This window comes from Kocuria subflava, from assembly GCF_012163155.1.
GTDB classification, from domain to species: domain Bacteria; phylum Actinomycetota; class Actinomycetes; order Actinomycetales; family Micrococcaceae; genus Kocuria; species Kocuria subflava.
The window spans coordinates 28538-51514 of sequence record NZ_JAAVUN010000014.1; the positions used below are offsets into that span (position 1 = coordinate 28538).

The 22977-nt window shown below is 64.5% G+C and carries 20 protein-coding genes and 1 riboswitch; of the genes, 5 read left to right on the forward strand and 15 right to left on the reverse strand.

Annotated elements, in window-relative coordinates:
* Nucleotides 1-24: 24 nt before the first annotated feature.
* Together GTW58_RS08325 and GTW58_RS08330 are read left to right on the forward strand one after the other, a co-directional pair.
* Complete coding sequence (locus tag GTW58_RS08325) at nt 25-558, forward strand: TM2 domain-containing protein (RefSeq protein ID WP_119932004.1); 534 nt, start codon at nt 25-27, stop codon at nt 556-558.
* Between the two features lie 43 nt (nt 559-601).
* Entirely contained in the window at nt 602-1123 is a 522-nt protein-coding gene (locus GTW58_RS08330; RefSeq protein WP_119932005.1) for a hypothetical protein, read from the forward strand.
* 107 nt (nt 1124-1230) lie between these two features.
* Here GTW58_RS08330 and GTW58_RS08335 read toward each other — a convergent pair whose 3' ends face one another.
* The 5 genes from GTW58_RS08335 to GTW58_RS08355 form a co-directional block, all read right to left on the reverse strand.
* Nucleotides 1231-2280 (reverse strand): N-acetyltransferase, encoded by a 1050-nt coding sequence (locus GTW58_RS08335; protein WP_119932006.1) that lies wholly within the window; start codon nt 2278-2280, stop codon nt 1231-1233.
* Between the two features lie 6 nt (nt 2281-2286).
* Entirely contained in the window at nt 2287-3666 is a 1380-nt protein-coding gene (locus GTW58_RS08340; protein WP_119932095.1) for a glycine--tRNA ligase, read from the reverse strand.
* Nucleotides 3667-3866: 200 nt separating this feature from the next.
* Nucleotides 3867-4628, reverse strand: coding sequence for an ABC transporter ATP-binding protein (locus tag GTW58_RS08345; protein ID WP_232817890.1), 762 nt, complete (start codon nt 4626-4628; stop codon nt 3867-3869).
* Between the two features lie 58 nt (nt 4629-4686).
* Nucleotides 4687-7029 carry an ABC transporter permease gene (locus GTW58_RS08350; RefSeq protein WP_168023495.1) on the reverse strand — a complete coding sequence of 781 codons (2343 nt, stop codon included), beginning with the start codon at nt 7027-7029 and terminating at the stop codon, nt 4687-4689.
* A gap of 189 nt (nt 7030-7218) precedes the next feature.
* Nucleotides 7219-8286: a DMT family transporter gene (locus GTW58_RS08355; protein WP_342453301.1), complete on the reverse strand. Its 1068-nt coding sequence runs from the start codon at nt 8284-8286 to the stop codon at nt 7219-7221.
* A 47-nt stretch (nt 8287-8333) separates the two neighbouring features.
* On the opposite strand from GTW58_RS08355, the gene GTW58_RS08360 reads away from it, so the two are divergent.
* Nucleotides 8334-8567 carry an RNA-binding S4 domain-containing protein gene (locus tag GTW58_RS08360; protein WP_119932097.1) on the forward strand — a complete coding sequence of 78 codons (234 nt, stop codon included), beginning with the start codon at nt 8334-8336 and terminating at the stop codon, nt 8565-8567.
* 51 nt (nt 8568-8618) lie between these two features.
* Here the strand turns inward: GTW58_RS08360 and GTW58_RS08365 are convergent, their stop codons facing one another.
* The 5 genes from GTW58_RS08365 to GTW58_RS08385 form a co-directional block, all read right to left on the reverse strand.
* Entirely contained in the window at nt 8619-9254 is a 636-nt protein-coding gene (locus GTW58_RS08365; protein ID WP_119932098.1) for an alpha/beta hydrolase, read from the reverse strand.
* An 88-nt stretch (nt 9255-9342) separates the two neighbouring features.
* On the reverse strand, nt 9343-10146 hold the full coding sequence (locus GTW58_RS08370) for a hypothetical protein (protein WP_119932009.1): 804 nt from the start codon (nt 10144-10146) through the stop codon (nt 9343-9345).
* Between the two features lie 210 nt (nt 10147-10356).
* Nucleotides 10357-11532, reverse strand: coding sequence for a homoserine O-acetyltransferase MetX (gene metX, locus GTW58_RS08375; protein WP_119932010.1), 1176 nt, complete (start codon nt 11530-11532; stop codon nt 10357-10359).
* 1 nt (nt 11533) lies between these two features.
* A complete protein-coding gene (locus GTW58_RS08380) occupies nt 11534-12901 on the reverse strand; it encodes a bifunctional o-acetylhomoserine/o-acetylserine sulfhydrylase (RefSeq protein ID WP_119932011.1) in 1368 nt (455 codons plus the stop codon).
* A gap of 67 nt (nt 12902-12968) precedes the next feature.
* Nucleotides 12969-13083: riboswitch (SAM riboswitch) on the reverse strand.
* Between the two features lie 73 nt (nt 13084-13156).
* Entirely contained in the window at nt 13157-14005 is an 849-nt protein-coding gene (locus GTW58_RS08385) for a CPBP family intramembrane glutamic endopeptidase (protein WP_119932012.1), read from the reverse strand.
* A 37-nt stretch (nt 14006-14042) separates the two neighbouring features.
* Between GTW58_RS08385 and GTW58_RS08390 the strand changes: the two genes are divergently transcribed.
* A complete protein-coding gene (locus tag GTW58_RS08390; protein ID WP_119932099.1) occupies nt 14043-16274 on the forward strand; it encodes a S9 family peptidase in 2232 nt (743 codons plus the stop codon).
* A 78-nt stretch (nt 16275-16352) separates the two neighbouring features.
* On the opposite strand, the gene GTW58_RS08395 is transcribed toward GTW58_RS08390, so the two are convergent.
* The 4 genes from GTW58_RS08395 to gatC all read right to left on the reverse strand — a co-directional run bounded on the left by GTW58_RS08395 (nt 16353) and on the right by gatC (nt 20780).
* Nucleotides 16353-17228, reverse strand: a complete 876-nt coding sequence (locus tag GTW58_RS08395) for a CPBP family intramembrane glutamic endopeptidase (RefSeq protein ID WP_081993877.1) — start codon at nt 17226-17228, stop codon at nt 16353-16355.
* Nucleotides 17229-17327: 99 nt separating this feature from the next.
* A complete protein-coding gene (gene gatB / locus GTW58_RS08400; protein ID WP_119932013.1) occupies nt 17328-18830 on the reverse strand; it encodes an Asp-tRNA(Asn)/Glu-tRNA(Gln) amidotransferase subunit GatB in 1503 nt (500 codons plus the stop codon).
* Nucleotides 18827-20443: an Asp-tRNA(Asn)/Glu-tRNA(Gln) amidotransferase subunit GatA gene (gene gatA / locus GTW58_RS08405; protein WP_119932014.1), complete on the reverse strand. Its 1617-nt coding sequence runs from the start codon at nt 20441-20443 to the stop codon at nt 18827-18829. Before gatA ends, gatB begins: the two co-directional genes overlap by 4 nt.
* 40 nt (nt 20444-20483) lie before the next feature.
* Nucleotides 20484-20780 carry an Asp-tRNA(Asn)/Glu-tRNA(Gln) amidotransferase subunit GatC gene (gatC, locus tag GTW58_RS08410; protein WP_047690272.1) on the reverse strand — a complete coding sequence of 99 codons (297 nt, stop codon included), beginning with the start codon at nt 20778-20780 and terminating at the stop codon, nt 20484-20486.
* 240 nt (nt 20781-21020) lie between these two features.
* Here gatC and GTW58_RS08415 point away from each other — a divergent pair, with 240 nt between their 5' ends.
* Complete coding sequence (locus tag GTW58_RS08415) at nt 21021-21587, forward strand: hypothetical protein (protein ID WP_119932015.1); 567 nt, start codon at nt 21021-21023, stop codon at nt 21585-21587.
* Between the two features lie 205 nt (nt 21588-21792).
* Here GTW58_RS08415 and GTW58_RS08420 read toward each other — a convergent pair whose 3' ends face one another.
* Complete coding sequence (locus tag GTW58_RS08420; protein ID WP_119932016.1) at nt 21793-22491, reverse strand: LysM peptidoglycan-binding domain-containing protein; 699 nt, start codon at nt 22489-22491, stop codon at nt 21793-21795.
* Nucleotides 22492-22977 lie beyond the last annotated feature (486 nt).

A 22977-nucleotide genomic window follows, 5' to 3' on the forward strand; every position in this document is an offset into this window, starting at 1 on the left:
TTCTTCTGATCCACGGAGGCCACCATGTCCTACAACCCTCAACCCCAGGGTCCCCACAACGCGCACCCCGCTGCCGGCGGCCCCATACCCGGGCCCCAGGGTCCTTCCGCGGGTCCGTATGCCGCCATGCCCCATCAGCCGGCTTCCCCCCAGCTGCAGGCGGCCTGGCGCTACTCTGCGCGCCGCAAGAATGACACCGCCGCCTGGCTTCTGTGGATCGGTGGACCGTTCCTGGTTGGACTGCCCGTTCACGACTTCTACTTCGGTGACATCGGAAGGGGTTTGGCCAAACTTGGGTTGCTGGTGTTGATCTTTGTCAGCTTCATCGGCGGCGCCATTGCCAGCGCCGTCTCAGCTTCCCAGTACTACAGTTCGGGCTCTTCAACGGCGCCGGATGGTTTCCTCATCGGCATCATCTTGGCGGGGCTTTGCTTTCTGATCGTGGCCGTGTGGTGGATTTACGACGGCGTGACCATGAACAAGCGCCTGGAAACCACCAATGACAAAATTCGCCGCCAAATTGCTGCTGAACACGGCGTTGATCCTTATTCTTTCTGACAAGGCTTGAAACAACCCACCCCTCCCGAATCAGGTGTCTGCCATGACAAACCTCCACCCCAACCAGCCCGCCGATTCCAACCGTTCTCCAGCCAACCATGAGGCCCCGGCTGTCCCCACGGATCAGGGTCAGTCGGATCTGGCCAACCGGTCACGGCAAGCTGCATGGCGTTTCTCCGCACGGATGAAAAACAACACCGCTGCATGGATCATGTGGGCGGCTGCACCGTTCGTGGTGGGGGTGCCCATCCACGACTTCTACCTTGGGGCGATCGGGCGCGGCCTGATCAAAATCGCCCTGGTGGTGATCGGATGGGGCTCATTCATGGCGGCCTACTTCGGGTTCATCTTCACCATGGTTGCAGCCGGTGAACAGTCCCAGGACCTGCCCGCCCCAGGGCCGTTGTTGTGGGTCGGGTTCGGCCTGGCACTGGTGTGCATGCTGGTGCTCTTTGCCTGGTGGGTGTACGACGCCTTCAAGATGTCCACCCGCATCGACTCCCGCAATGACGCCATCCGGAAGGATGTGGCCCAGGAGTTCAACGTGGACCCCTGGTCCTTCTGATCCCTCCCCCACCCCTCTACTGCCGAACGGTGCGAGTTTGGTCGATGTCCTGCCCTGGAATCGACCACACTCCCAACGTTCGGCAGTTGTGGTTGAGGGTGTGGGTCTCAGGCGGGGTCGGCGTAGGTGACGGATTCATCCACCACTTTGGCAGTGCCCTCCGCCACCAGCTGCGCGCACACCACGGCCAGGGGGCGCATGGCATCCGTGACCTCCACCCGGATGGGGTAACGGGCCACCAACAGGCCCATGAGCTTGGCCACCGCAACGGCGGCTTCCTCATCCCCCAGCGTGGGGTCCCACCCGATCAGAACATCCGTGGGCAGGTCATCCAGCTCCGCAAGGCGCCGCGGATCAGCCTCCGTGCGCTCCACATCCAGTTCCAGTGAGCGGTAACTGATGGCAAACGCCCCAATAGTGCCCCGCACGCCGGCCCCGCGGTCCACACCACGGTGCAACACGATTGCACCGTAGGCCTGTGAAGCATCCGAGAGGAACTGCTTGTTGACCTGCCCCAACGTCAGCTCAGCCGGAGGATCCCACGCGTTGACGGCACGGTAGAACTCCCCCACCGCCCGCGTGAGCTGCACAGAACCTGTGGCCAGGTCCTCAATCGCCTCCGTGGCGGAATCACCTTCACCGATCGGCTGCGGCGGGATGGCACCCGGGGCAACGACGACGTGGCGGTGAGTCATCACCGGGAACATGCCCTGAGCCTCGGCGAACTTCTCCCCTGTGGTACCAGGGCCCACCTTGGTGCGCAGGGGCATGCCCGGATGGGTTTCGGCAGCTGATGCACGCAGGCGGGTAGCCAACTGCCGAGCCACACCGTCGCCACGGTTGGAGTTTCCGACCTCCACGAATGACCACAGGCGGGTGGGGTGCAGCGGATTGAGTTGAACCGCCCCGGCGCCAACCACCACGGCGTCGTCGTGGGCGTCAGCAGCCCCGGTGGCACCATCAGCGTCCACAGCCACATCGGAGTCCACGGCACCGTCGGAATCAGCTGCGACGATCGTCCGTGACCACGCCGGTGCTTGCGTGTCCGGGCCCATCAGGGCCCGCAGCGCCACCACGGGATCCGACTCGGGCGCGGGGAGGACCTCCAACAACCGGAGGTCATCCCCTTCCGACCAACTGCGATAGGTGTAAGCCATCCGGGATCAGCAGCCCAACTTGTCGGACAGGTAGGCGGTGACCTTGTCCAGGGAGACCCGCTCCTGCGTCATTTCGTCACGGGAACGGATGGTCACGGCCTGGTCCTCCAAGGTGTCGAAGTCCACGGTCACGCACAGCGGAGTGCCAATCTCGTCCTGGCGGCGGTAGCGGCGGCCGATGGCTCCGGCGTCGTCGTAGTCGATGTTCCAGCGACGGCGCAGTTCGGCGGCCAGGTTCTGGGCCACCGGCTTGAGATCGTCCTTCTTGGACAGCGGGAGCACCGCGGCCTTGACCGGGGCCAGACGAGGATCCAACTTGAGCACGGTGCGGGTGTCCACGCCGCCCTTGGTGTTGGGGGCTTCATCCTCCACGTAGGCATCCACCAGGAAAGCCATCATGGAGCGGGTCAGGCCGAAGGAAGGTTCGATCACGTAGGGCGTGTACCGCTCGTCCGTGGCCTGGTCGAAGTACTGCATCTTGGTTCCCGAGTGCTCCGTGTGATTGCCCAGGTCAAAGTCGGCGCGGTTGGCAACACCCATCAGCTCACCCCATTCGGAGCCCTGGAAACCGAACTTGTACTCGATGTCGATGGTGCCGTCCGAATAGTGCGCGCGTTCCTCGTCCGGGACGTCGAAACGGCGCATGTTATCCGGGTTGATCCCCAGATCCGTGAACCAGTTCCAGCAGGACTCGACCCAGTCGTCGAACCACTTCTGGGCATCGTTCGGGTGGACAAAGTACTCGATCTCCATCTGTTCGAACTCGCGGGTTCGGAAGATGAAGTTGCCCGGGGTGATCTCGTTACGGAAGGCCTTGCCCACCTGGCCGATGCCGAACGGCGGGCGCTTGCGGGATGCGGTGACCACGTTGAGGAAGTTCACAAAGATGCCCTGGGCGGTTTCCGGGCGCAGGAAGTGCTTGCCCTTTTCGTCATCCACCGGGCCCAGGTAGGTCTTCATCAGACCGGAGAACTGCTGGGGTTCGGTCCACTCACCCTTGGTACCGCAGTTGGGGCAGGCGATTTCGGCCATGGACTCAGGCGCCCGGCCCTTCTTGTCCTGGAAGTTCTCCTCCAGGTGGTCCTGGCGGTGGCGGGTGTGGCACGAGAGGCACTCCACCAGGGGATCGGTGAAGGTGGCCACGTGCCCGGAAGCCTCCCAGACGGCGGTGGGCAGAATGATGGAGGAGTCCAGCCCCACCATGTCCTCACGCCCGCGCACAAAGGTCTGCCACCACTCACGCTTGATGTTCTCCTTGAGCTCGGCGCCCAAAGGCCCGTAGTCCCATGCGGAACGCGAACCGCCGTAGATCTCACCCGCCTGGAACACAAAACCGCGGCGCTTGCACAGGGAGATGACGTTGTCCAGCGTGGACTTGGGAGCCATGTGGTTCACTTCCGTTTTCTGCCGCGGCCACTGGCTGTGGCCTGGCGTGAGTTTGCGGACTCCGGCGGCACTGACGGGCGCACCGGGCATTGGGAATTGCGCCGAATCGGCACCGGATCAAGGGTAACCAACGACGACGACGGTGGGCGACTTCAGCGGCGTCGTCGTCCGTCCTGCAGGGCGGAGGGTGATTTCCGGGTTCAGAAACCGCGGTCCGCCAACCACTGCGCAAGGTGGTGTTTCCGATCGATCTGGGAAGCAGCGCGGCCTGGAGCGACCCAGGAGTCCAGGACCTCGCCGTCGCTGAGATAAACGACCCGGTCCGCACGGGCGGCGCACGCGGGATCGTGGGTGACCATGACCACCGTGGTGCCCGTGGCGTGAACCTGGGCCAGGGCATCCATCACCTCTTCCGACATTGCGGAGTTCAAAGCACCGGTGGGTTCATCCGCAAAAATCACTGCCGGTTCAGAGGCCAGGGCACGGCAGATGGCGGCACGTTGCAGCTGCCCACCGGAGACCTCCGTGACGCCGTGATGAGCGACGTGCCCAATCTCCAGGCGATCCATCAGCCGCTGAACTCGGCCTTGCACTTCTGCTTTTGTGCGGCCCGGAAGACGACGACGCCCGAACCGTTTGCTCTCTGCAGCCTTCAGCGCCGGCAGCATCACGTTGTCCCGAAGATTGAGATGTGTCAGGAAATACGGCTGCTGGAACACGAATCCCACGCTGTGGAGCCGCACGGCACTCATGCTGCGTTCGTCGAGTTCTGTCAGGTCCTTGCCCAGGAGCTCGACGGTGCCCGTTGTGGGACGGTCCATACCACTGATGGCGTACAACAACGTGGACTTGCCGGAACCGGATGCCCCCATCACTGCGACGAACTCACCGGCACCGATCTCCATGTTGATGTTGTTGAGAACCGTGACAGGTGGCTCGGCGCTGTCAAAGTTTTTGCTCACGTTCCGAACTCGGATCACGGCTTCTTGGGTCTCATGCGTTGCGTGTTCGCTCGACACTTCACTGCTCCTTCAATTGGGCACTCATGGGGTTCAATCCCACCGCTCGCGCTGCCACAGCGGCGCAACCCACGCCCACTGTCAACAGCGCCACCGGATAGCCGCCCCACACCAGAACGGGGTGGACCAGGAAGGTCAGATGGCTGAACCCCAGACCGGTTTGACTCAACAGGGCCCCGACCACCCCTTGCCCGGACCAATGGGCCGCAACGGCTCCGATCACCACGCCCGGCGTCGCTGCCACCAGGACCTTGAAGATCACCTGGCTTCTCACTTCACGAGGGGAGAATCCCACCGCGCGCAGTACACCCATCTGCTGGGCATCACGGGCCAGGCGCAGCTTGAGGAACAAGGTGGTGATCAACGCGGCCACCAACAGGCCAAAGGCCAGTGCGAGCCACGCGGTGGTGCGAACGGCATCCGTGACGTAAGACAGACTCTGGCGGAGGAAGCCCTCCAGAGGCCTGACTTCAGCTGCGGTAAAGCGTTGGTTGTACTCCTGGGCGATGGCCGTGGCGGCGTCGTCGTCGTTGGTCTTGGCGGGTGTGGCCAGGTCTGCCAGAACGACGTAACTGTCTGCATCTGCGCTCAGTTGCCCCTGCATCTTGGCTGTGTAACCACCACTGGTGAGGTCCTGGTAGACGCCGCTGACCGGCACCTGGTGGGTCACCCCGTCCCGCCGTACCGGCAACTGGTCACCAACCTGCACGCCCAACTTTTCAGCGTTCAACGCAGACAACGCAATGTGCCCGTCCCCGGGGGCTTGACCCGTGAGGAAATCCACTGTGCCGCGTGAATAGTCACCCACCTCCACACGCAACGTCTCCCACTGCGGATTCGCGCCGTGCTCCCCCGCAGACTCCGAGCCAAGGGTTTCAAAGCGCAGATTGGCGTAGGTGCGAACGTTGTCCAGACGTGCGTCCTGGTCCATAGCCGCTGTGAGGTCTGACTGCACAGCGTCCAGGTCATTGCCGAACTGGATGTCCGCACGCACATCCGCTTGGGGTGAGCCCATGTGCGTGACAAATCGTGGATCCGTCAATGTGGTGAGCAGATTGGTGGGCACGGTGATCACCACAACCGCCAGGGCAAAGACCACGGGGAGCAAGGCCCATTGGCGCCGTTGCGTCCTGATGTCCAACCAGGCCAGCCGCATGGTGGTGCTGCCCCACCCGCGGTGGATCAAACGCGTGCGGTGCGCAGCCCTGCGCTGAGCACGCAGATTCCGCATCCTCTGGCGTGGGGGCAGCGTGCTGCCATGCATCAAGGCCGTGACAACCTCAACACGGTTGATCTGCCGCAAAATCACACGCGACACCGTCATGACCACCAGGTGAACCAGGATCACTGCCACCACGGGCAGTAACACCGTCACCACCGTCAACCCGGCCTGGGCGTAGCTTTCAGCCACTGAACGGGTCAGCCAATGGGCGGCAGGAACGGACAGCACGGCACCCAGGACACAACCCAGCAACGACAACACCCGATACTTGGCCAGGTACATGCCCCGGATGTCGGCAGGAGCCAGACCCATGGCCTTCATGGCCCCGATCTGTCGGACATCGTCCTGGATGCTGCCCCGAATCACGAACCTCAAGTTCAACAGCGCAATGAGGATCAGAACCGCACTGACACCCACCAGAGCCACTGCCACCAAACCATCACTGAGTGTGTTGAACAGTCGGATCAGGGGGTAGGTGACCGCCTGTCCGTTGTGCGGCAGATCGGTCCGGGTCTCATAGCTGCGCTGAAATTCAGGGATCAACGAGGGGTCCGAAAGTCGGTACTCCACAATGATCTCCGCCGCACCCCCGTGGGCGCTGGCCAACTGTTGGAAATCTGTATCAGACACCACGAATCGTGTGGACGATGACATGGATGAGGCCATCTGCGCATCCCGGATCGAACCAGCAACCGTCAATCTCAGCCGGGTGTCCGTGCCCGCCACTGTCAGACTGTCGCCTTTCTGAAGCCCGTACTGCTTCTGATAGGCCACAGGGATGAAAACCTGTCCGGGACCGGGTTGGACCGCTGTTCCGTCCTGGCCCAGCAAGAGATCGAATTCCGGGTTCTGAGTGACGAACAGGTTGTCCATCAGGCTCTCCGAAAGAGAGCCGGACTGCCCCGTGGCCGGACGTTGCCAACTGACCGCGGCGCCGTCGTATCCCACCATCTTGTGGATCTGCCAGGCTTCTATGTCAGGGTGCTGGTCGGCAAAGTCCTGAAGGGCATGGACGTTGTAGTCTCCGGCGTGCATCTGGAGGAAGTGCGGCGGTTTGGCCTGCTCAAAAAGGGCATCAACGGAGCCTGAGACTCGCTCAATGACCACAGCGCCAGTGGCCATGAGCAACGCACTGAGTGCTATGACCAGGCACAGAGCCATGTTCACGGCTCTGTTGTGTGAGAGGCCCTGGAGACCATGACGCAGTTGCATGACTCCATGGTTGCCGGAGGCCGCAGGCCGGCGAATCCTTCTTGAGGCCACCTGCAAGTCTCATCCCGGAGGAGGACGGCCTCAGCGGGAAGAACGACTTCAGATGCGACGTCGCAAACGCCACGGGAGAGTGACGATGAGTAGGCCCACAAAGGTCAGGGCCGTGCCCACCACGGTCAGCGGGGTGATGAGTGCACCGGCCGTGGGTACCAGGACATCCAGGAGCAAGGCACCCGTGAGCATGCCTGCCGTCATGGACAGACTGGTCCTCAGCACACCGATCACCCGGGCCAGTACGGCACCGGCTGCCACGAACACCAGTCCCACCACACCGCCCATGTAGAGCCACCATTGCGTGGGGAAATGCCACGGTGGCAGATCCGCGGTGCCACGGTGCACCACAGTGACCACCACCAACAGGATCGCCCCGCCCGTGAAGTTCACCAGTGTGGAGGTGATGGGTGTTCGAGCCTGTTGGGCCATTCGCCCGTTCATGGCGGTCTGCACAGCAACCCCCACGCCCACCGTGACCTGCAGGACTGCCATCAGAACAAACGTGCCCACACCAGCCAGGTCCGCTTGGTGGGAGGTCGTGGATGGGGCTTGTGCCGAACCGTCCGGGGCAACCTCATGCAGGAACCGCGGCGCTTGAGCCAGCAGCACGGCCAGGACCACCAAGGCCGTTCCGGCGAACCGCCACCCCGTCAGAGTTTTCACCCCGCCGGGACTCAAACCGACGCGGTCCACGGCCAAACCACCAATGGCTTGGCCGACCACCACGCCCAAGATGAAGACGGCCACGCCCACCAACGGTGTGGTGAAGGTCTGGATCAGCACCAGATAGGCCCCGAACATCCCGGAGATCAGGAACCACCACGGAATTTCACGGTCCCGCACCGCTGTGATCAGGTTGCGGGTTCCCCGCCGACCCGCCGGCAGCAGTACCGCCAGGAGCACCACGATCACCAGACCGGTACCAAAGCTCACCAACGACGCCGCGGCGGCATCCCCGGTCCGCGCCCCCAACTCACCGTTGAGGCGGGACTGGACGGCCATCCCCGTTCCGCACAACACCGCCACCACCTGTGCCAGCACATCCACCCCACGTGGTGAGGACAAATCGGCGGAACGGAGCTGACGAACTGGCGGTATGGAGGGGCGGTGCACCCAGCCAGGTTAAGTGCCACAAATGGCCATGAGCCACAATGGGGGGCATGGCTGATTCCGCACCCCCTCAAGAACTGCCCATCCGTGACTCCATGATCCGCCTGGGCCAAGCCCTGAAACTCGGCTCCCTGGTGGAAGACGGCGCACAGGCGCGCACCGTGATTGAGGACGGTTTGGTCAAGGTCAACGGGGACATCGAGGAACGCCGCGGACGGCAGCTTCACGACGGCGACGTCATCACCCTCAACGGGATCTCCGTGGTGGTCCGCACGGAATCCTGAAGGGTGTGACCACCGCGGTCGTGGCTCAGCTCCAGCAGCCGGTACGCGCCCTCAAGCGTTGAGCACGTAGTGCATGAGGTACTCGTTGACGTGGCGCAACTCCTGCGGGGAGATGCTGTGCCCCATCCCCTGGTACTGCACCTTGGTGGTGTCTGCGTGGGTCAGCAACCATCCGGCGGAGAGATTCACCAGGCGCTCGGTCAAGACGGGGTCCTGCGGGTCACGGCCCCAGAACAGTTTGAAGGGCTCGGCTTCCAACTGGGCGTCCTGGAAGAACGGCAGTTCCTCGGGAAGCGTGAAGCCGGACAGCCCGATCACGGCCTCGAACTCCCCCGGCATGGCCCGGACCAGCGACGTTGCAATGGACATGCCCTGGGAGAACCCCAGCAGGGACACCGATGACCGTCCCTTGGCCTGCGCACGCACCCAGTCCATGAGCGGCTCAAGAGCTGCCGTGACCTGCTCGGCGCTGAAGGCGTCGTCGTTGTAGAGCGGGTACCAGCGGTACCCGTAGCCCTCGCGCTGCGGTGCGCGCACGGAGGCCACCACGAACTCCTCCGGCAGTCCGGGCACCAGGCCCATGAGGTCTTTTTCATCGGCCCCGAACCCGTGGAACATCACCAGCAGCGGCGCGGTGGGATCCTGTACTGGGTCACGGTTCCAGGCAACAGTCAGTTCTACGGTCATGACCTCCATCCTCCCACGCCCAACCCTCACGCCACTCGCTCATCAGCCGCTGATGGCGTAGTGCAGTGAGGGTTGGAGGGCACCAGAATCAAGACAGCACCCTGGCCCGAGCCTCGCGAACCAAACGCACCAGACGCGGCGGCGCACCCGGTGGATCGTTCGACCCCGTCACCAGGTCCGCTGCCACCACGCGGATCTCAATCCAGCCGGCGGCCTCCGTGGCCCGCTGACGTTCGATGTCCCGCACGCGCTGCCCCCGCTGGTCGTGGTGCGCACCTTCGATCTGCAACGAAATCCTGTGGACCGGATCGGCCAGAGCCGGCTTGCTGCGCTGCGCCAATGTCCCCTTGTGGAAACCCGTCTGATGTTCATTGATGATGCCGTCCACCACCGCCACCAGCTCATCGTCCGTGAACACATTGCGCCGGCGGGCAGTCTTCATGGCAGCCAGATCCACCAACGTGCGCGCCGGTGAGGTCACAGACACACCGCCACCGGTCCAGACCTCTCCCGGTCCGGCCCGGAACAGATGGCCCGCGAACCCTCGGACCCGCAACGGGTTGGCGCTGGAACTCACCGAGAGATGGATGATCTGATCCACGCGGGGCCGGAACGGGAGGCGGAAATCCAGCAAGATCGCAGCCGTCACGTGGCTGGCCACGGCATCCGGGCGCACGAACATGACTGTCGGCAGACGGGCCATCAGACCGTCCCGGGTTCCCGTTCCGGGCAGTGATCCGGCCGATGAACGTGCTTCCCAGACACCGGGCATCACCGCGCGGTAGTTGGCACTCCACAGTTGGCGTGATGTGACGCCGTGGTGGGTGGCCTGCGTCGTCGTGAACCAGCGGTTCAGCAGAGCGGGTGGTACGGGGACGCGCGGTGCGGGCATGCCCTCAGTTCACCGTGCGGGACCCACCGGGCGGGAGGGCGCCGTCGAGATTGTGGAAAACCTCCGGTGAGCCTCACGCCCAACCCTCACGTCACTACGCCATCAGGTGCTGATGACGTAGAGACGTGAAGGTTCGAGCGCACGGCAGGACCCGGCGCGTAGTGGTGTGAGGGTTCGCGCCCAACCCTCACACCACTCGGAGAATCTGCCTCAGCTCAGCACTGTGGCGCGAACCAGCTCCCCCAGTTGGGCGTCCTCGATCAGGAAGCCGTCGTGACCGGCGTCGGAGTGAATGGTGTGACGTGGCACGGGAACCGGCAGCGCGGCACACAGCGCATCCGACTCGGAGGGGAAGTAGAGGCGGTCGCTGTCCACGGCGACCACCAGCCAGTCACACGTTGTCCGAGCCAAAGCCTCCTCCGGGGACCCGCGCCCGCGAGCGACGTCGTGGCTCATCAGAGCCTCATTAAGCGTCAAGTACGCGTTGGCGTCAAACCGGTCTGCCAGTTTGGAGGCCTGGTGGTCCAGGTAGCTTTCCACCTTGTACCGGCCGCGGGTACCTGCAGCTACACCCAGGATCGACTCGCCGGGCTGCGGGTCCCGGCTGAAGCGGGTCTGCAGCTCGGCGGCTGACCGGTAGGTGATGTGCGCAATGCGCCTGGCCAGTCCCAATCCGGCCGTTGGGAAGTCGGAGTCGTAGTAGTCGCCGCCGTTGAAGGCGGGGTCCTGGCGTAGGGCCAGGTTCTGGGCCTGACCCCACGCGATCTGCTCAGCACTGGAGGCAGCGCAGGAAGCCACCACTCCGCAGGCCTGCACGCGTTCGGGGAAGGTCACCGCCCATTCCAACGCGCGGGCCCCGCCCATGGAACCGCCCACCACCAGCCGCCACGCCTGGATTCCCAAGGCATCCGCCACAGCGGCCTCGGCCCGCACGGCATCGCGGATGGTCACGAACGGGAACCGGGATCCCCACGGTTTGTTCTCCGGATCCACCGACGACGGCGCCGGGGTGGCCGGGCCCGTGGACCCGTAACACCCCCCGAGCATGTTGATGCAGACCACAAAGTACTTGTTGGTGTCGATCACCCGTCCCGGCCCCACCAGCCCTTCACACCAGCCAGGTGCTTCCGCGCGGGCACGTTCAATCTCCGGGGCGTGTTCCCGCACCCGTCCACGGGTCAGGTGGGTGTCACCGGTGAGTGCGTGTTCCACCAACACGGCGTTGGAGGCATCTGCGTTGAGCTCACCCCAGGTTTCGTAGGCCAACCGGACCCGGGGCAGGAGCACACCGGATTCCAGGGGACGCTCCCCCACGTCCACGAATGCCAGGACACCGTCCTCACGGACAAAGTCCCGGGCGCGCTCCGTTCCTCCCACCAAGGTCATCTCAGGCAGCCCCGGTGTCTACTCGCGACTCACTCGCCGCAGCGGCTGCGAAGCCCAGCTCAAGGTCGGCCAGGATGTCGTCGATGTGCTCGAGCCCAACGGAGAGTCGGACAAAGCCCGGCTGCACCCCGGCATCGGCCTGTTCCTGCGCGCTGAGCTGGGCGTGGGTGGTGGAGGCGGGGTGGATCACCAGGGAGCGCACGTCCCCGATGTTCGCCACGTTGGAGTGCAACACCAACGCATCGGCAAAGGCCTGACCGGCGGCAGCCCCTCCGGTCAACTCGAATCCCACAATGGATCCGGCACCCTGGGGCAGGTACTTCTGCGCGGTGGTGAACCACGGGGAGGATTCCAGTCCGGCGTAGGTGACGGACACGACGTCGTCGCGCCCCTGCAGCCACTGTGCCACCGCTGCGGCATTGGAGACGTGGCGGTCCATGCGCAGGGACAGCGTTTCAATGCCCTGTTCGATCAGGAAGGCGTTGAAGGGTGCAATGGAGGCACCTAGGTCACGCAACAGTTGGGTGCGGACCTTGAAGGCGTAGGACACGTTGGCTCCGAATGGGCCATCGGCACCGAAAACCTCTCCGAACACAATGTTGTTGTAGGACGGATCCGGGGTGACGAACTCGGGGAACCGGTCCGGGTACCGGGTGTAGTCGAAGTTCCCGGAGTCCACCACAAACCCGCCGATGGACGTCCCGTGCCCACCCAGGAACTTGGTGGCCGAATGCACCACCACATCCGCACCCCATTCGATGGGGCGCAGCAGGTACGGGGTGGCCACCGTGTTGTCCACGATCAGCGGCACCTCGGCAGCATGAGCGGCCTCCGCCACGGCCTGGATGTCCAGGACATCTCCACGCGGGTTGGGGATGGTTTCTGCAAAGAACGCCTTGGTGTTGGGCTGCACGGCTGCGGCCCACGCTTGCGGGTCCGCCGGTTCGGTCACAAAGGTGACCTCAATGCCCAGTTTGGCCAAGGTGTACTTGAACAGGTTGAAGGTTCCGCCGTAAAGAGAGGCACTGGCCACAACGTGGTCACCGCTACCGGCGATGTTCAAGATCGCATACGAGGTGGCCGCCTGCCCGGAAGCAACCATGACCGCAGCAACACCGCCCTCCAGGGAGGCCACACGGTTCTCCACCACTTCCACGGTGGGGTTGGTCAAGCGCGTGTAAATGGGGCCGAGTTCCTGCAGCGCAAAACGGCCGGCGGCGGTGGCGGAGTCGGGAAACACAAAGGACGTGGTCTGCTGAATGGGCAGCGCCCGCGCGCCGGATCCGGGATCCGGGGCCTGTCCGGCGTGGATCTGACGGGTTTCGAAGTTCCAGCCTGCGGGGTTGGCCGGGGTGGGAGAGTCGCTCATCGGTGGCTCCTGGTCTCAGGGGTCGTGAGCCGGGCCCGGCACGGTCCCAGTGCCACCCCGGGTCCGCGACCCGCGCTTGCCGGAACACGTTTGTATCCGGCCCGGTCCTCACCCAGGGCACCCCACCGCGGTTGGAGGGTTGCCGGCCAGCAAGCTGGGGCTTGACGCTGGCTCTCGTGACCGCCTTCATTCTCCGGTGTGGGCGGCGTGATCTGCAACCCGGATCACGACGACGCCCCGGTGTGACCCCGGATCTCAGCCGAAGAACCAGGCTCCTGCCAAGAACCCCACGGCATCCAGCAGGAAGTGGGCAATCACCAGCGGCATGATCCGTCCTGTGCGCCGGTAGATCCACAGGAACACCAGCCCCATGACCACGTTGCCCAACGCCGGGCCTATGCCTTGGTAGAGGTGGTAGCTGCCGCGCAGCAGTGCCGTACCGATCAGCACCATCGGCCAGCTCCAGCCCACCCGCAGCAGACGGTCGGCAAGGAAGGCCACCACAATGACTTCCTCCACCAGGGAGTGCCGCAGGGCCTGGGCCAGCAACAGCAGGATGTTCCACCACTCGGTTCCCCCGGCATTGGTGGTCAGTTCCGCCGTGATGCCCAGCGCCCTGCCGGCTTGGTAGAGCCCCAAAGTCCCCAGACCCATCACCAAGAACAGCAGCGCACCCAATGCCACGTCAGGCAGCGGCGCTGTGAAGTCCAGGCCTATCCGGCGGACCACGGTCCTGAGCTGACCGGCAGAACCTGCCAGGAAGTACAGCGCCAACACCACCGGGACAAAAGCCAAGACGATGGTGAGCACCTGGCGCAGCACGTCAAAAACCGGGGAGGCACTCATGGCCCGGTTCATGGTGGCCTGGGAGTCAGCAATCCCGGTGGTGGTGGCAACTTCAGCCAAGCTGAGCACCGACCACAGCGCGCTGGCACCCACGGAAACACCCAGCACCACCAGGATCTGCAACCACAGATCCAGCCGTTGCCCACCGAATGCGGGCTCGGCACGGTGGGCGGGGGCGGCGTCGTCGTGATGGCCGGCCGTGGCGTCCGCAGCCGCAGGTGTGCGGCGGTCTGCAGGTTCGGGTGGCAGTGAACTCATGGGCTCCATTGTGCGGCAACACGATAAGTTGGGCGCCATGAACCCCACCCCCGAACTGCCTGCGCACGCACCCGTGACCGACCGCCGCGAGTCCACCCGTGATTTCCACGGTGACCGTTTTGTGGACCACTACGAGTGGCTGCGGGACAAGGACTCCCCCCAGGTTCTGGCGCATCTGGAGGCCGAAACCGCCTTCGCAGAAGCCTCCACGGCTCATTTGGCCCCGCTGCGAGAACAGATTTTCCAGGAGATCAAGGGCCGTGTGCAGGAAACGGATCTGTCCGTGCCCTACCGCCGCGGTGACTGGTGGTACTTCGGGCGCACGGTGGAAGGCGGGGAACACGGCATCCGCTGCAGGGTCCCCGCCACCGTTCCCGTGAACGACGACGACGCCTGGACCCCGCCCGTCGTGCAAGCCGACACCGCACTGCCGGGTGAACAAGTGTTGCTGGATGGCAATGCGGAAGCTGCGGAGCACGATTTCTGGTCACTGGGAAGTTTTGACGTGACCCCGGATGGGCGGTGGATGCTGTGGGCGGCGGACACCACCGGGGACGAACGCTTCACGGTGCGGGTCAAGAACCTGGACTCTGGAGAGATCCTGACCGATCAGATCCCAGAAACCTCCTACGGCGCTTTCCTCTCCCCGGACGGTGCCTCCGTGTTCTACACGGAGGTGGATGAGTCATGGCGTCCGTGGCGGGTGCGTCGGCATTTGCTAGGCACACCGGTGGCTGAGGACTCCGTGGTTGCTGTGGAAGAGGACCCGGGGCTGTGGTTGTCGGCCGGGCTCTCCGCGGACCGGCAATGGCTGGTGCTGGATGCGGGATGCTCCGACTATTCGGAAGTCTCCCTCCTGCGCTTGGATGCCTCCGCGGGGACGCAACCGCGGGTGGTGATTCCACGTGCGGATCGCATCCTGTACCAGGCAGAGCCCGTGGTGGTGGATGGCCGTACCGTGGTGCTGGTCTCCCACGACCACCAGGCCCCGGACGGACGGGTGTCCTTGCTGGAATTCGACCGGCTGGGGCAGTCCCTGACGGAGGTCCAGCCGGTGGACGTGGTTCCGGCCCAGCCGGGTCTGCGCATCATGGGATTCGCGGTGCTGGAGCACCACGTGGTGTTCTCTGCCCGGGCGGAGATGATGCCATCCGTGCTGGTGCTGCCGCTGGCGGGATTGGGGACGCAGCATCAGGGTGAACCTGTGCTGGTTGGGGTGGGCTGCCCCGTTGGTTCGCGTGAGGTGGCCCTGGAGAGCATTGAGGTGCTGGCTGCCGAACATGACTCCCCCGTCCTGCGCTTCACTGCCGAGTCCTTCACCCGGCCCACCCGCGTGTACGACCTTGTCCTGGCTGCTGATGGCTCCTTGGGGCAGCCGATCCTGCGTCAGGAAAAGGCCGTGCTGGGTGGGTACAACGCAGAGGACTACACGGTCGAGCGAGACTTTGCGCAGGCTGCCGACGGCACGCACATCCCGATCACGCTGATCCGCCGCCGGGACGTCACCGACCCGGCACCGGCGATCGTGTACGCCTACGGGTCCTACGAGATCAGCATGGACCCGGCCTTCTCCTACTCCCGGGTCTCCCTGCTGGACCGCGGTGCCACGTGGGTGATTGCCCACGTCCGCGGCGGTGGTGAACTGGGCCGGGCCTGGTATGAGGACGGCAAAAAGCTGCACAAGGCCAACACCTTCACGGACGTTGTGGCGGTGACGCAGCACGTCGGTGCTCGGGCTGACATCGATTCCTCCCGGGTGGTGCTCATGGGTGGATCCGCCGGTGGTCTGCTGGTGGGGGCAGTGTTGAACCTGGCCCCGGAGCTGTACTGCGGGGCGGTGGCTTCCGTGCCCTTTGTGGATCCCCTGACCTCCATCCTCATGCCGGAACTGCCCCTGACCGCATTGGAGTGGGAGGAATGGGGCAACCCCATCCAGGACGCTGAGGTCTACCGCTGCATGAAGGCCTACTCCCCGTACGAGAACATCCGCCCCGCCGTCGTCGTCCCCGGTGACAACGACGACGCTGCACCGTCACCGGTGTACCCGCCCATCCTGGCGGTGACCTCCCTGCACGACACCCGTGTGTTGTACGTGGAGCCGGCAAAGTGGGTGGCTGCCCTGCGCCATGCCCACCCCGATTCAGCGGATCAGGTGCTCATGCGCATCGAGATGGCGGGTGGCCACGGTGGGGCATCGGGACGTTACCAGCGGTGGCGGGACACCGCGTGGGAGGACGCCTGGGCCCTGGAACGCCTGGCCCTCGCCTGACCCACACCCTCCCCCTCCCCTCACCCGCCGAATAGGCCTTTTGATCGCCCCTGACCCACTCAGCAGCGATCAAAAGGCCTATTCGGCGGGGAGAACAGTGCGAGGGTGCCAGACCGGGACAGCCTTGGCCGGGTGGCGTTCCAGGAACAACACCAGGGGAATCACGCCCAAGCTCAACACCATGCTGGTCAGAGCCACCGGCCACAGCGCCACAGTCTGCGGCACCCACACCAACTCGATGAACACTCCCGCCAAGTTGGAGCCCATGTGCCAGCCCAGGGGCACCCACAGGGAACCCGTGCGCACGGCGGCCCATGCCAGCACGCAGCCAAAGATCAACAATTCGGCAAAACGTAGACCGATCCACGTGGCGGATCCGTTCTGCGCAGCCAAATTCGGGGCGTGGGCAGCAGAGAAGAGGGCACCGCTGAGCAGGATCACACCCACCAGCGGCCACTTGTTCTCCGTGAGGCGCACCAGGACTCCGCGGTAGACCAACTCCTCCGGCAGGGCCGTGGCCAGACATCCGATGACCACAGCACCCAAAGCACCAAAGAACGCCGCACGCGGCAGCCACACCCCCATGGGTGTGGTGGCACCAGTCATCAGGAACACCGCGCCGGAGATCCCGGTCAGCAAACCCGCCACCACCAAGGCAGCAACAAAGGCCCTGGGCCGTTGGGCGCCCGAACGGATGTCTGCCCCCATGGCCGAATCACGCACTGCCGGAGCTGACCCCACGGCCTGGTCCCACCGGTGAAAACCCAGATCATGCAGATTCCGCTTGGCCATGATGAACCAGATCAGCAGCACCACCACGGGCTGGGCAAAGAACACGGCTTCCCACGGCCAGTCCCGAATGGCCATGCGCATGGAGATGAACAAACCGGCCACCAACGTGGCCAGAACCGCCGCCAAGGGGCGATCCCTGACCAGTCGTTGGAGTCCTCGCATGCCTCAGAGCCTATCCGTGCCCCACTTGGGCATGGAAAATGCGGATTCCGAAGCCGAAATCCGCATTTTCCATGCTCAAACCTCCGGAACCGAAGGCACTCAGCTCACGCCGAGCTTCTCCAGGATCAGCTCACGCACGCGTCCGGCATCTGCCTGCCCGCGGGTGGCCTTCATGACCGGGCCGATCAGTGCACCCACGGCCTGGACCTTGCCGCCCTGGACCTTGGCCACCACATCGGGCATCTGTGCCATGGCGTCGTCGATCGCGGTCAGCAGCACGCCGTCGTCGGAGACCACGGCCAGGGATCGTGCCTCCACGATCTGCGCCGGTGACCCCTCGCCGTCGGCCACAAAGCCGATGACCTGCTTGGCGATTTTGTCATTGATGGTCTTGGCCTGGATCAAGGATTCCAGCTCCACCACGTGCTCCGGGGTGACCCCCAGGCCGGTGATTTCCTGGCCCCGCACGTTGGCCAGGCGGGCGATCTCCCCCATCCACCACTTGCGCGCAGCACCTGCAGGGGCACCGGCGGCAATGGTGGCTTCGATTTCGTCCAGCACGCCGGCGTTCACCACGTCGCGGAACTCCTGATCCGAGTAGCCCCACTCGGCCTTGAGCTTCTTGCGGCGCTGCGCCGGAGGCTCCGGCAACTCACCGCGCAGCTGCTCCACCCAAGCGGGATCCGGGACCACGGGCACCAGGTCCGGTTCCGGGAAGTAGCGGTAGTCATCCGCGTCCGACTTGGGCCGCCCGGAGGTGGTGGAACGGGTGTCCTCGTGCCAGTGGCGGGTCTCCTGCACGATCGAGTTCCCCGCGCTGAGCACAGCGGCGTGGCGCTGGATTTCGTAGCGCACAGCGCGTTCGACGGCGCGCAGCGAGTTCACGTTCTTGGTCTCGGAGCGCGTGCCAAAGGTTGAGGACCCCTTGGGCATCAGCGACACGTTGGCATCACACCGCACGTTGCCGCGTTCCATACGGGCATCCGAGATGCCCAAGTTCTTCACGATCTCCCGGATGGCAGCCACGTAGGCCCTTGCCAACTCAGGGGCTCGCTCACCTGCGCCCACAATCGGCTTGGTGACGATCTCGATCAGCGGCACACCGGCGCGGTTGTAGTCCACCAGGGAGAACTCGGCACCCTGGATGCGTCCGGTGGCACCACCCTTGTGCGTGAGCTTCCCGGCGTCCTCTTCCATGTGTGCGCGTTCGATCTCAATGGTGAACGGCGTGCCGTCCTCCAGCTCCACAGTGATCTCGCCCTCGAAAGCAATGGGTTCGTCGTACTGGGAGGTCTGGAAGTTCTTGGGGGTGTCCGGGTAGAAGTAGTTCTTCCGCGCAAAGTGGGAGATCGGCGCAATCGAGCAGTTCAGCGCCAACCCCAAGCGGATGGCCGATTCCACGGCCTTCTTGTTCACCACCGGCAGCACACCGGGCAGGCCCAGGGAGACCGGGGTGGTGTTGGAGTTGGGAACGTCACCGAACTCATTGGGGGCTGAGTCGAACATCTTGGTCTTGGTGTTCAACTCCACATGGACCTCGAACCCCAGAACGGGATCGAATTTCTCCATGGCCTCTTCAAAGGACAGGGTTTCTGCAGTCACTGGGCGGCTCCTTGGGCAGCAGCAGATTCAGCACCGGACAGGTTCTTCACGGCGGCGACGACGTCGGGCAGGTCCTTCCAGATGGGCCCACCGTTGGCCTGGGTCAGCAGTGCTTCCAGGCCGGCACCTGCACGGTACAAACGGGCGTCTTCACGGGCCGGAGCCATGAATTGAACACCCACGGGCAGTCCGTCTTCCGGTGCCAATCCGGCCGGCAGCGAGATCGCCGGAACGCCGGCCAGGTTGGTGGGGATGGTGGCGACGTCGTTGAGGTACATCTCCATGGGGTCCGCGTGTTCATCCACGGACCCGATGGGGAACGCGGTGGTGGGCGCGGTGGGAGAGATCAGGACGTCGCACTTCTCAAAGGCGGCGTTGAAGTCGCGCTGCACCAGGGTGCGGACCTTCTGGGCTGAGCCGTAGTAGGCGTCGTAGTATCCGGCCGACAGGGCGTAGGTGCCCAGGATGGTGCGGCGCTTGACCTCGGAGCCGAATCCGGCGGCACGCGTGGCGGCCATGACACGTTCGATCGTCAGGTTGCCGTCGGTGGGCAGGGTACGGCGGCCGAATCGGACGCCGTCGTACTTGGCCAGGTTGGAGGAGACCTCCGAGGACATGATCAGGTAGTAGGCGCCCAGCGCGTAGCGGAAGTTGGGGGTTTCCACCTCAACCACCTCCGCACCGGCGGAACGGAGCAGCTCCACGGCCTCGCGGAAGCGCTGCTCCACCCCGGCCTGGAATCCCTCACCGGTCAGTTCCTTGACCACGCCCACGCGCAGACCCTTCAGGCCACCGTCAGCGGCACCGGAGCGCGCGGCCGCGGCAAAGCCCTCGACGGGATCGGTCAGGGAGGTGGAGTCCTGAGGGTCGTGACCGCCCACCACCTCGTGCAGCAAGGCCGCATCCAACACGGTGCGGGAACACGGGCCCACCTGGTCCAGGGAGGAAGCCATGGCAATCACGCCATAACGGGAGACCGAACCGTAGGTGGGCTTGACCCCCACCGATCCGGTCACGGCGGCCGGCTGGCGGATGGAACCACCGGTGTCCGTGCCCAGGGCCAGCGGCGCCTGGAAAGCACTGACCGCAGCAGCGGAGCCACCACCGGAACCACCTGGGATCCGGGTCAGGTCCCACGGGTTACGGGTCACGCCATAGGCGGAGTGTTCCGTGGTGGAACCCATGGCGAACTCATCCAGGTTGGTCTTTCCCAGCATGGGCATCCGGGCCGCGCGCAAACGCTTGGTCACGGTGCCGTCGTAGGGGCTCATCCAGCCTTCCAGCATCTTGGAGGCCGCCGTGGTGGGCTGGCCCTTGGTCACAATCAGGTCCTTGACCGCAATGGGCACACCGGCCAGGTCGTGCAGATCTTCCCCGTTGTTGCGGGCTTCATCCACATCCGCTGCAACCTGCAAGGCCTCCTCTGCGTTCACGTGCAGGAACGCATTCAGCCCGGTCTTGCCGGCGTAGCGGTTGTTGTCATCTGCGGGCGCGCCGTCCGTGGCGGCAATCCGGTCCAGGTGCGCCTGGACGGCCTCCACGGAGGTGACCTCCCGGGCCGCAAGTTTCTCCGCCAGCTGGGCTGCGGAGAGTTCAATCAAGTTCTCAGTCATCCGAGTCTCTTCCGTCTGCAGTGGGTTACGCGCTGCGCGCTCAGTCTTCTTCCAGGATCGCGGGGACCTTGAACTGGCCATCCTCCGCGTCCGGGGCACCAGAAAGTGCCTGCTCAACCGTCAGCGGCTCTCCCACAACGTCCTCGCGCATCACGTTGCGCAGCGGCAGCGGGTGGCTGGTGGCCGGGACGTCCTCGCCTGCCACCTCACTGACCTCCGCCACGGCCGTGACGATCTGTCCGAGTTCACCGGCCATGGCCTGCAGCTGCTCCTCCGACATCTCGATGTGTGCCAACTGCGCCAAATGGGCCACGGTGTCACGGGTGATCTCGGACATGCACGCTCCTAGTGTTCACGTTTGAGGGGTTGGTTCCGCTGCACATCACGCCCGGACCTGCACCGTGAGCAGGCTGCTGAACGACGACGACGGAACCCGGCCAGTCTAGCCGCGCAGCATCAGGGCTTCAGGCACATACGCTGGTGGAGAGAAGAAGAACACGTGCCGCCGCGCGAACTGGTCACTCCAGGACCGGAAGCTGCGGAGCACACAACACATGAACCCGGAAAGAGGCCGTTGATGGCATCAGGCAAGAAGACCAAGCCCAAGAAGGATCGCGGGGCAGCCCGCCGCGCCAAAGCTGCCGCCCGTGGCACCTCCGGTGGCCAGAGCACGGCCAGGACTCCGTCGCAGGACGCCGCCAATGCCTGGCGTCAGGGCATCTCCACCGCCACTGCGGCCACCGTGGATCAGATGACGGCGCACATGCAGCACGTGGTGCTGGAGCAGCTGGAGCAGTTCCAGGCCTTCCCCCCGTTTGTGGTGACGGCCGGGCGTGATGGTGAATTCGAGCTGGAAAGTCTCTCCGCGGAGGATTTGGAACAGTTGGATCCCGCGGAAGCACTTGAATCCTTGCGAGCGCGCCTCAAGGACACCGCACCCTCCTTGCTGGGTGCGGTGCTGGCATTCCCGGCAACACTGCCGGACCGTTCCGGGGCCAGTGCAGTGATCGCGGAGGTGGAACACATTGACGGCGTGAAGCTCACGCTCATCCAGACGTATCGCCTCAAGGGCGTCAACGGGGCCAAGAAGACCCATCTGGAGGACGCAGTGGTGGAACCCCGCGACACCACGCTGCTTGGCTGACCACACCTTGTGGCTGCCGGACTGACCGCCGCTTTGGACGGGTGGGCCCACCACGCCCATTGCTGACTCGGCCGGCCAGGCCGGCTCAGTGGGCCGTGCAGCCCGATTGCGCACATGACAGGACCCCGCCACCGCGAAAGCGGTGACGGGGTCCTGGTGCATGGATGGTGACGCGCGGTCACCTCATCCCGTGATCAGGCAGAGATCAGGCGGGGATGTTCAGGGTCTGACCCACAAAGATCAGGTTGGCGTCAGCCACGGTGCCGGAGTTGGCAGCGTAGAGAGCTTCCCAGCCACCCTGGATGCCGAGCTTGTTGGCAATGGCGGACAGGGAGTCACCGGCCTCAACGGTGTAGGTGCCTGCAGCCGGAGCGGTCTGGACCTGCACGGGGGCAGCCGGTGCGGTGTACTCAACAACCGGGGCTTCCTCAACAACCGGAGCCGGAGCGGCAACGGGGGCCTCAGCAACGGGTGCCTCGACAACCGGGGCCTTCTCAGCCACGAGAGCAGGAGCAGCAGCGGGAGCCGGGGCCGGAGCAGCCTGAGCCGGGGTGGACTGGGTGGAGACGCTGGAGGTGGTGCCCCCCAGGCCCAGCGGGCCACACTTCGGCCAAGCGCCGATGCCCTGGCCAGCCAGAACGTTCTCAGCCACGCGGATCTGCTCGGCCTTGGAGGCGTTGGCAGCAGAGCCGGAGCCACCGTAAGCAGCCCAAGTGGAGGGGGAGAACTGCAGGCCACCGGAGTAGCCGTTACCGGTGTCGATGGACCAGTTGCCGGAGGACTCGCACTGCGCAACGGCATCCCAGTCAACGGCGTTGGCGGGAGCGGAGGCACCAGCCAGGGCGAAGCCGCCCAGAACGGTGGCGGTGCCGGCAACGATGGTCTTCTTGAAGTTCTTGTTCACAACTAGCTCCTGTGCGGTCCCGTCCACGCTCGTGCCGTCCCCGGCGTCTTTGCGTCGCTGTCTTCCCGAATCAGTTGGATCGAGGTTCAGGCGTTGCTCGCAGACAGCGATGACGGTTGAGCAACACCCGGGATTCGTTGGTGTTGATCCGGCATGGAGCCAGATCTGGGGTGAATCCCCTTGGCCGGGGAGTCCCCGTGGGAAGTTCGAAGATCACGTTACAGTAACGATTTTGAAACTGTCACCCCCTGGGGGCTGTGATCCGAGTCAAACTGGAAGGTTGTGCTCGCATTTGCATGGAAACAACCGGGCAATGCGGCCCTCACAGCTCGGACCTGATCCCGCACAAATGGGCTGAACACCCCGCGAAATCAAAGTAACAAGACCATAACAGCCGGATCACGGAATGGTCACGACCTTTGTGACCGACTCCACGCCGCATTGTCGACATGTCCCCAAATGTGGGGTACCTCACAGGTGATCAGC

What these genes read in the sequence shown, in the direction of transcription:
- GTW58_RS08325 (WP_119932004.1), top strand. Translation starts at nt 25, where the DNA reads ATGTCCTACAACCCTCAACCCCAGGGTCCCCACAACGCGCACCCCGCT.
- GTW58_RS08330 (WP_119932005.1), top strand. Translation starts at nt 602, where the DNA reads ATGACAAACCTCCACCCCAACCAGCCCGCCGATTCCAACCGTTCTCCA.
- GTW58_RS08335 (WP_119932006.1), bottom strand. Translation starts at nt 2,280, where the DNA reads ATGGCTTACACCTATCGCAGTTGGTCGGAAGGGGATGACCTCCGGTTG.
- GTW58_RS08340 (WP_119932095.1), bottom strand. Translation starts at nt 3,666, where the DNA reads ATGGCTCCCAAGTCCACGCTGGACAACGTCATCTCCCTGTGCAAGCGC.
- GTW58_RS08350 (WP_168023495.1), bottom strand. Translation starts at nt 7,029, where the DNA reads ATGGCCACTGGCGCTGTGGTCATTGAGCGAGTCTCAGGCTCCGTTGAT.
- GTW58_RS08360 (WP_119932097.1), top strand. Translation starts at nt 8,334, where the DNA reads ATGGCTGATTCCGCACCCCCTCAAGAACTGCCCATCCGTGACTCCATG.
- GTW58_RS08365 (WP_119932098.1), bottom strand. Translation starts at nt 9,254, where the DNA reads ATGACCGTAGAACTGACTGTTGCCTGGAACCGTGACCCAGTACAGGAT.
- GTW58_RS08370 (WP_119932009.1), bottom strand. Translation starts at nt 10,146, where the DNA reads ATGCCCGCACCGCGCGTCCCCGTACCACCCGCTCTGCTGAACCGCTGG.
- metX (WP_119932010.1), bottom strand. Translation starts at nt 11,532, where the DNA reads ATGACCTTGGTGGGAGGAACGGAGCGCGCCCGGGACTTTGTCCGTGAG.
- GTW58_RS08380 (WP_119932011.1), bottom strand. Translation starts at nt 12,901, where the DNA reads ATGAGCGACTCTCCCACCCCGGCCAACCCCGCAGGCTGGAACTTCGAA.
- GTW58_RS08385 (WP_119932012.1), bottom strand. Translation starts at nt 14,005, where the DNA reads ATGAGTTCACTGCCACCCGAACCTGCAGACCGCCGCACACCTGCGGCT.
- GTW58_RS08390 (WP_119932099.1), top strand. Translation starts at nt 14,043, where the DNA reads ATGAACCCCACCCCCGAACTGCCTGCGCACGCACCCGTGACCGACCGC.
- GTW58_RS08395 (WP_081993877.1), bottom strand. Translation starts at nt 17,228, where the DNA reads ATGCGAGGACTCCAACGACTGGTCAGGGATCGCCCCTTGGCGGCGGTT.
- gatA (WP_119932014.1), bottom strand. Translation starts at nt 20,443, where the DNA reads ATGACTGAGAACTTGATTGAACTCTCCGCAGCCCAGCTGGCGGAGAAA.
- gatC (WP_047690272.1), bottom strand. Translation starts at nt 20,780, where the DNA reads ATGTCCGAGATCACCCGTGACACCGTGGCCCATTTGGCGCAGTTGGCA.
- GTW58_RS08415 (WP_119932015.1), top strand. Translation starts at nt 21,021, where the DNA reads ATGGCATCAGGCAAGAAGACCAAGCCCAAGAAGGATCGCGGGGCAGCC.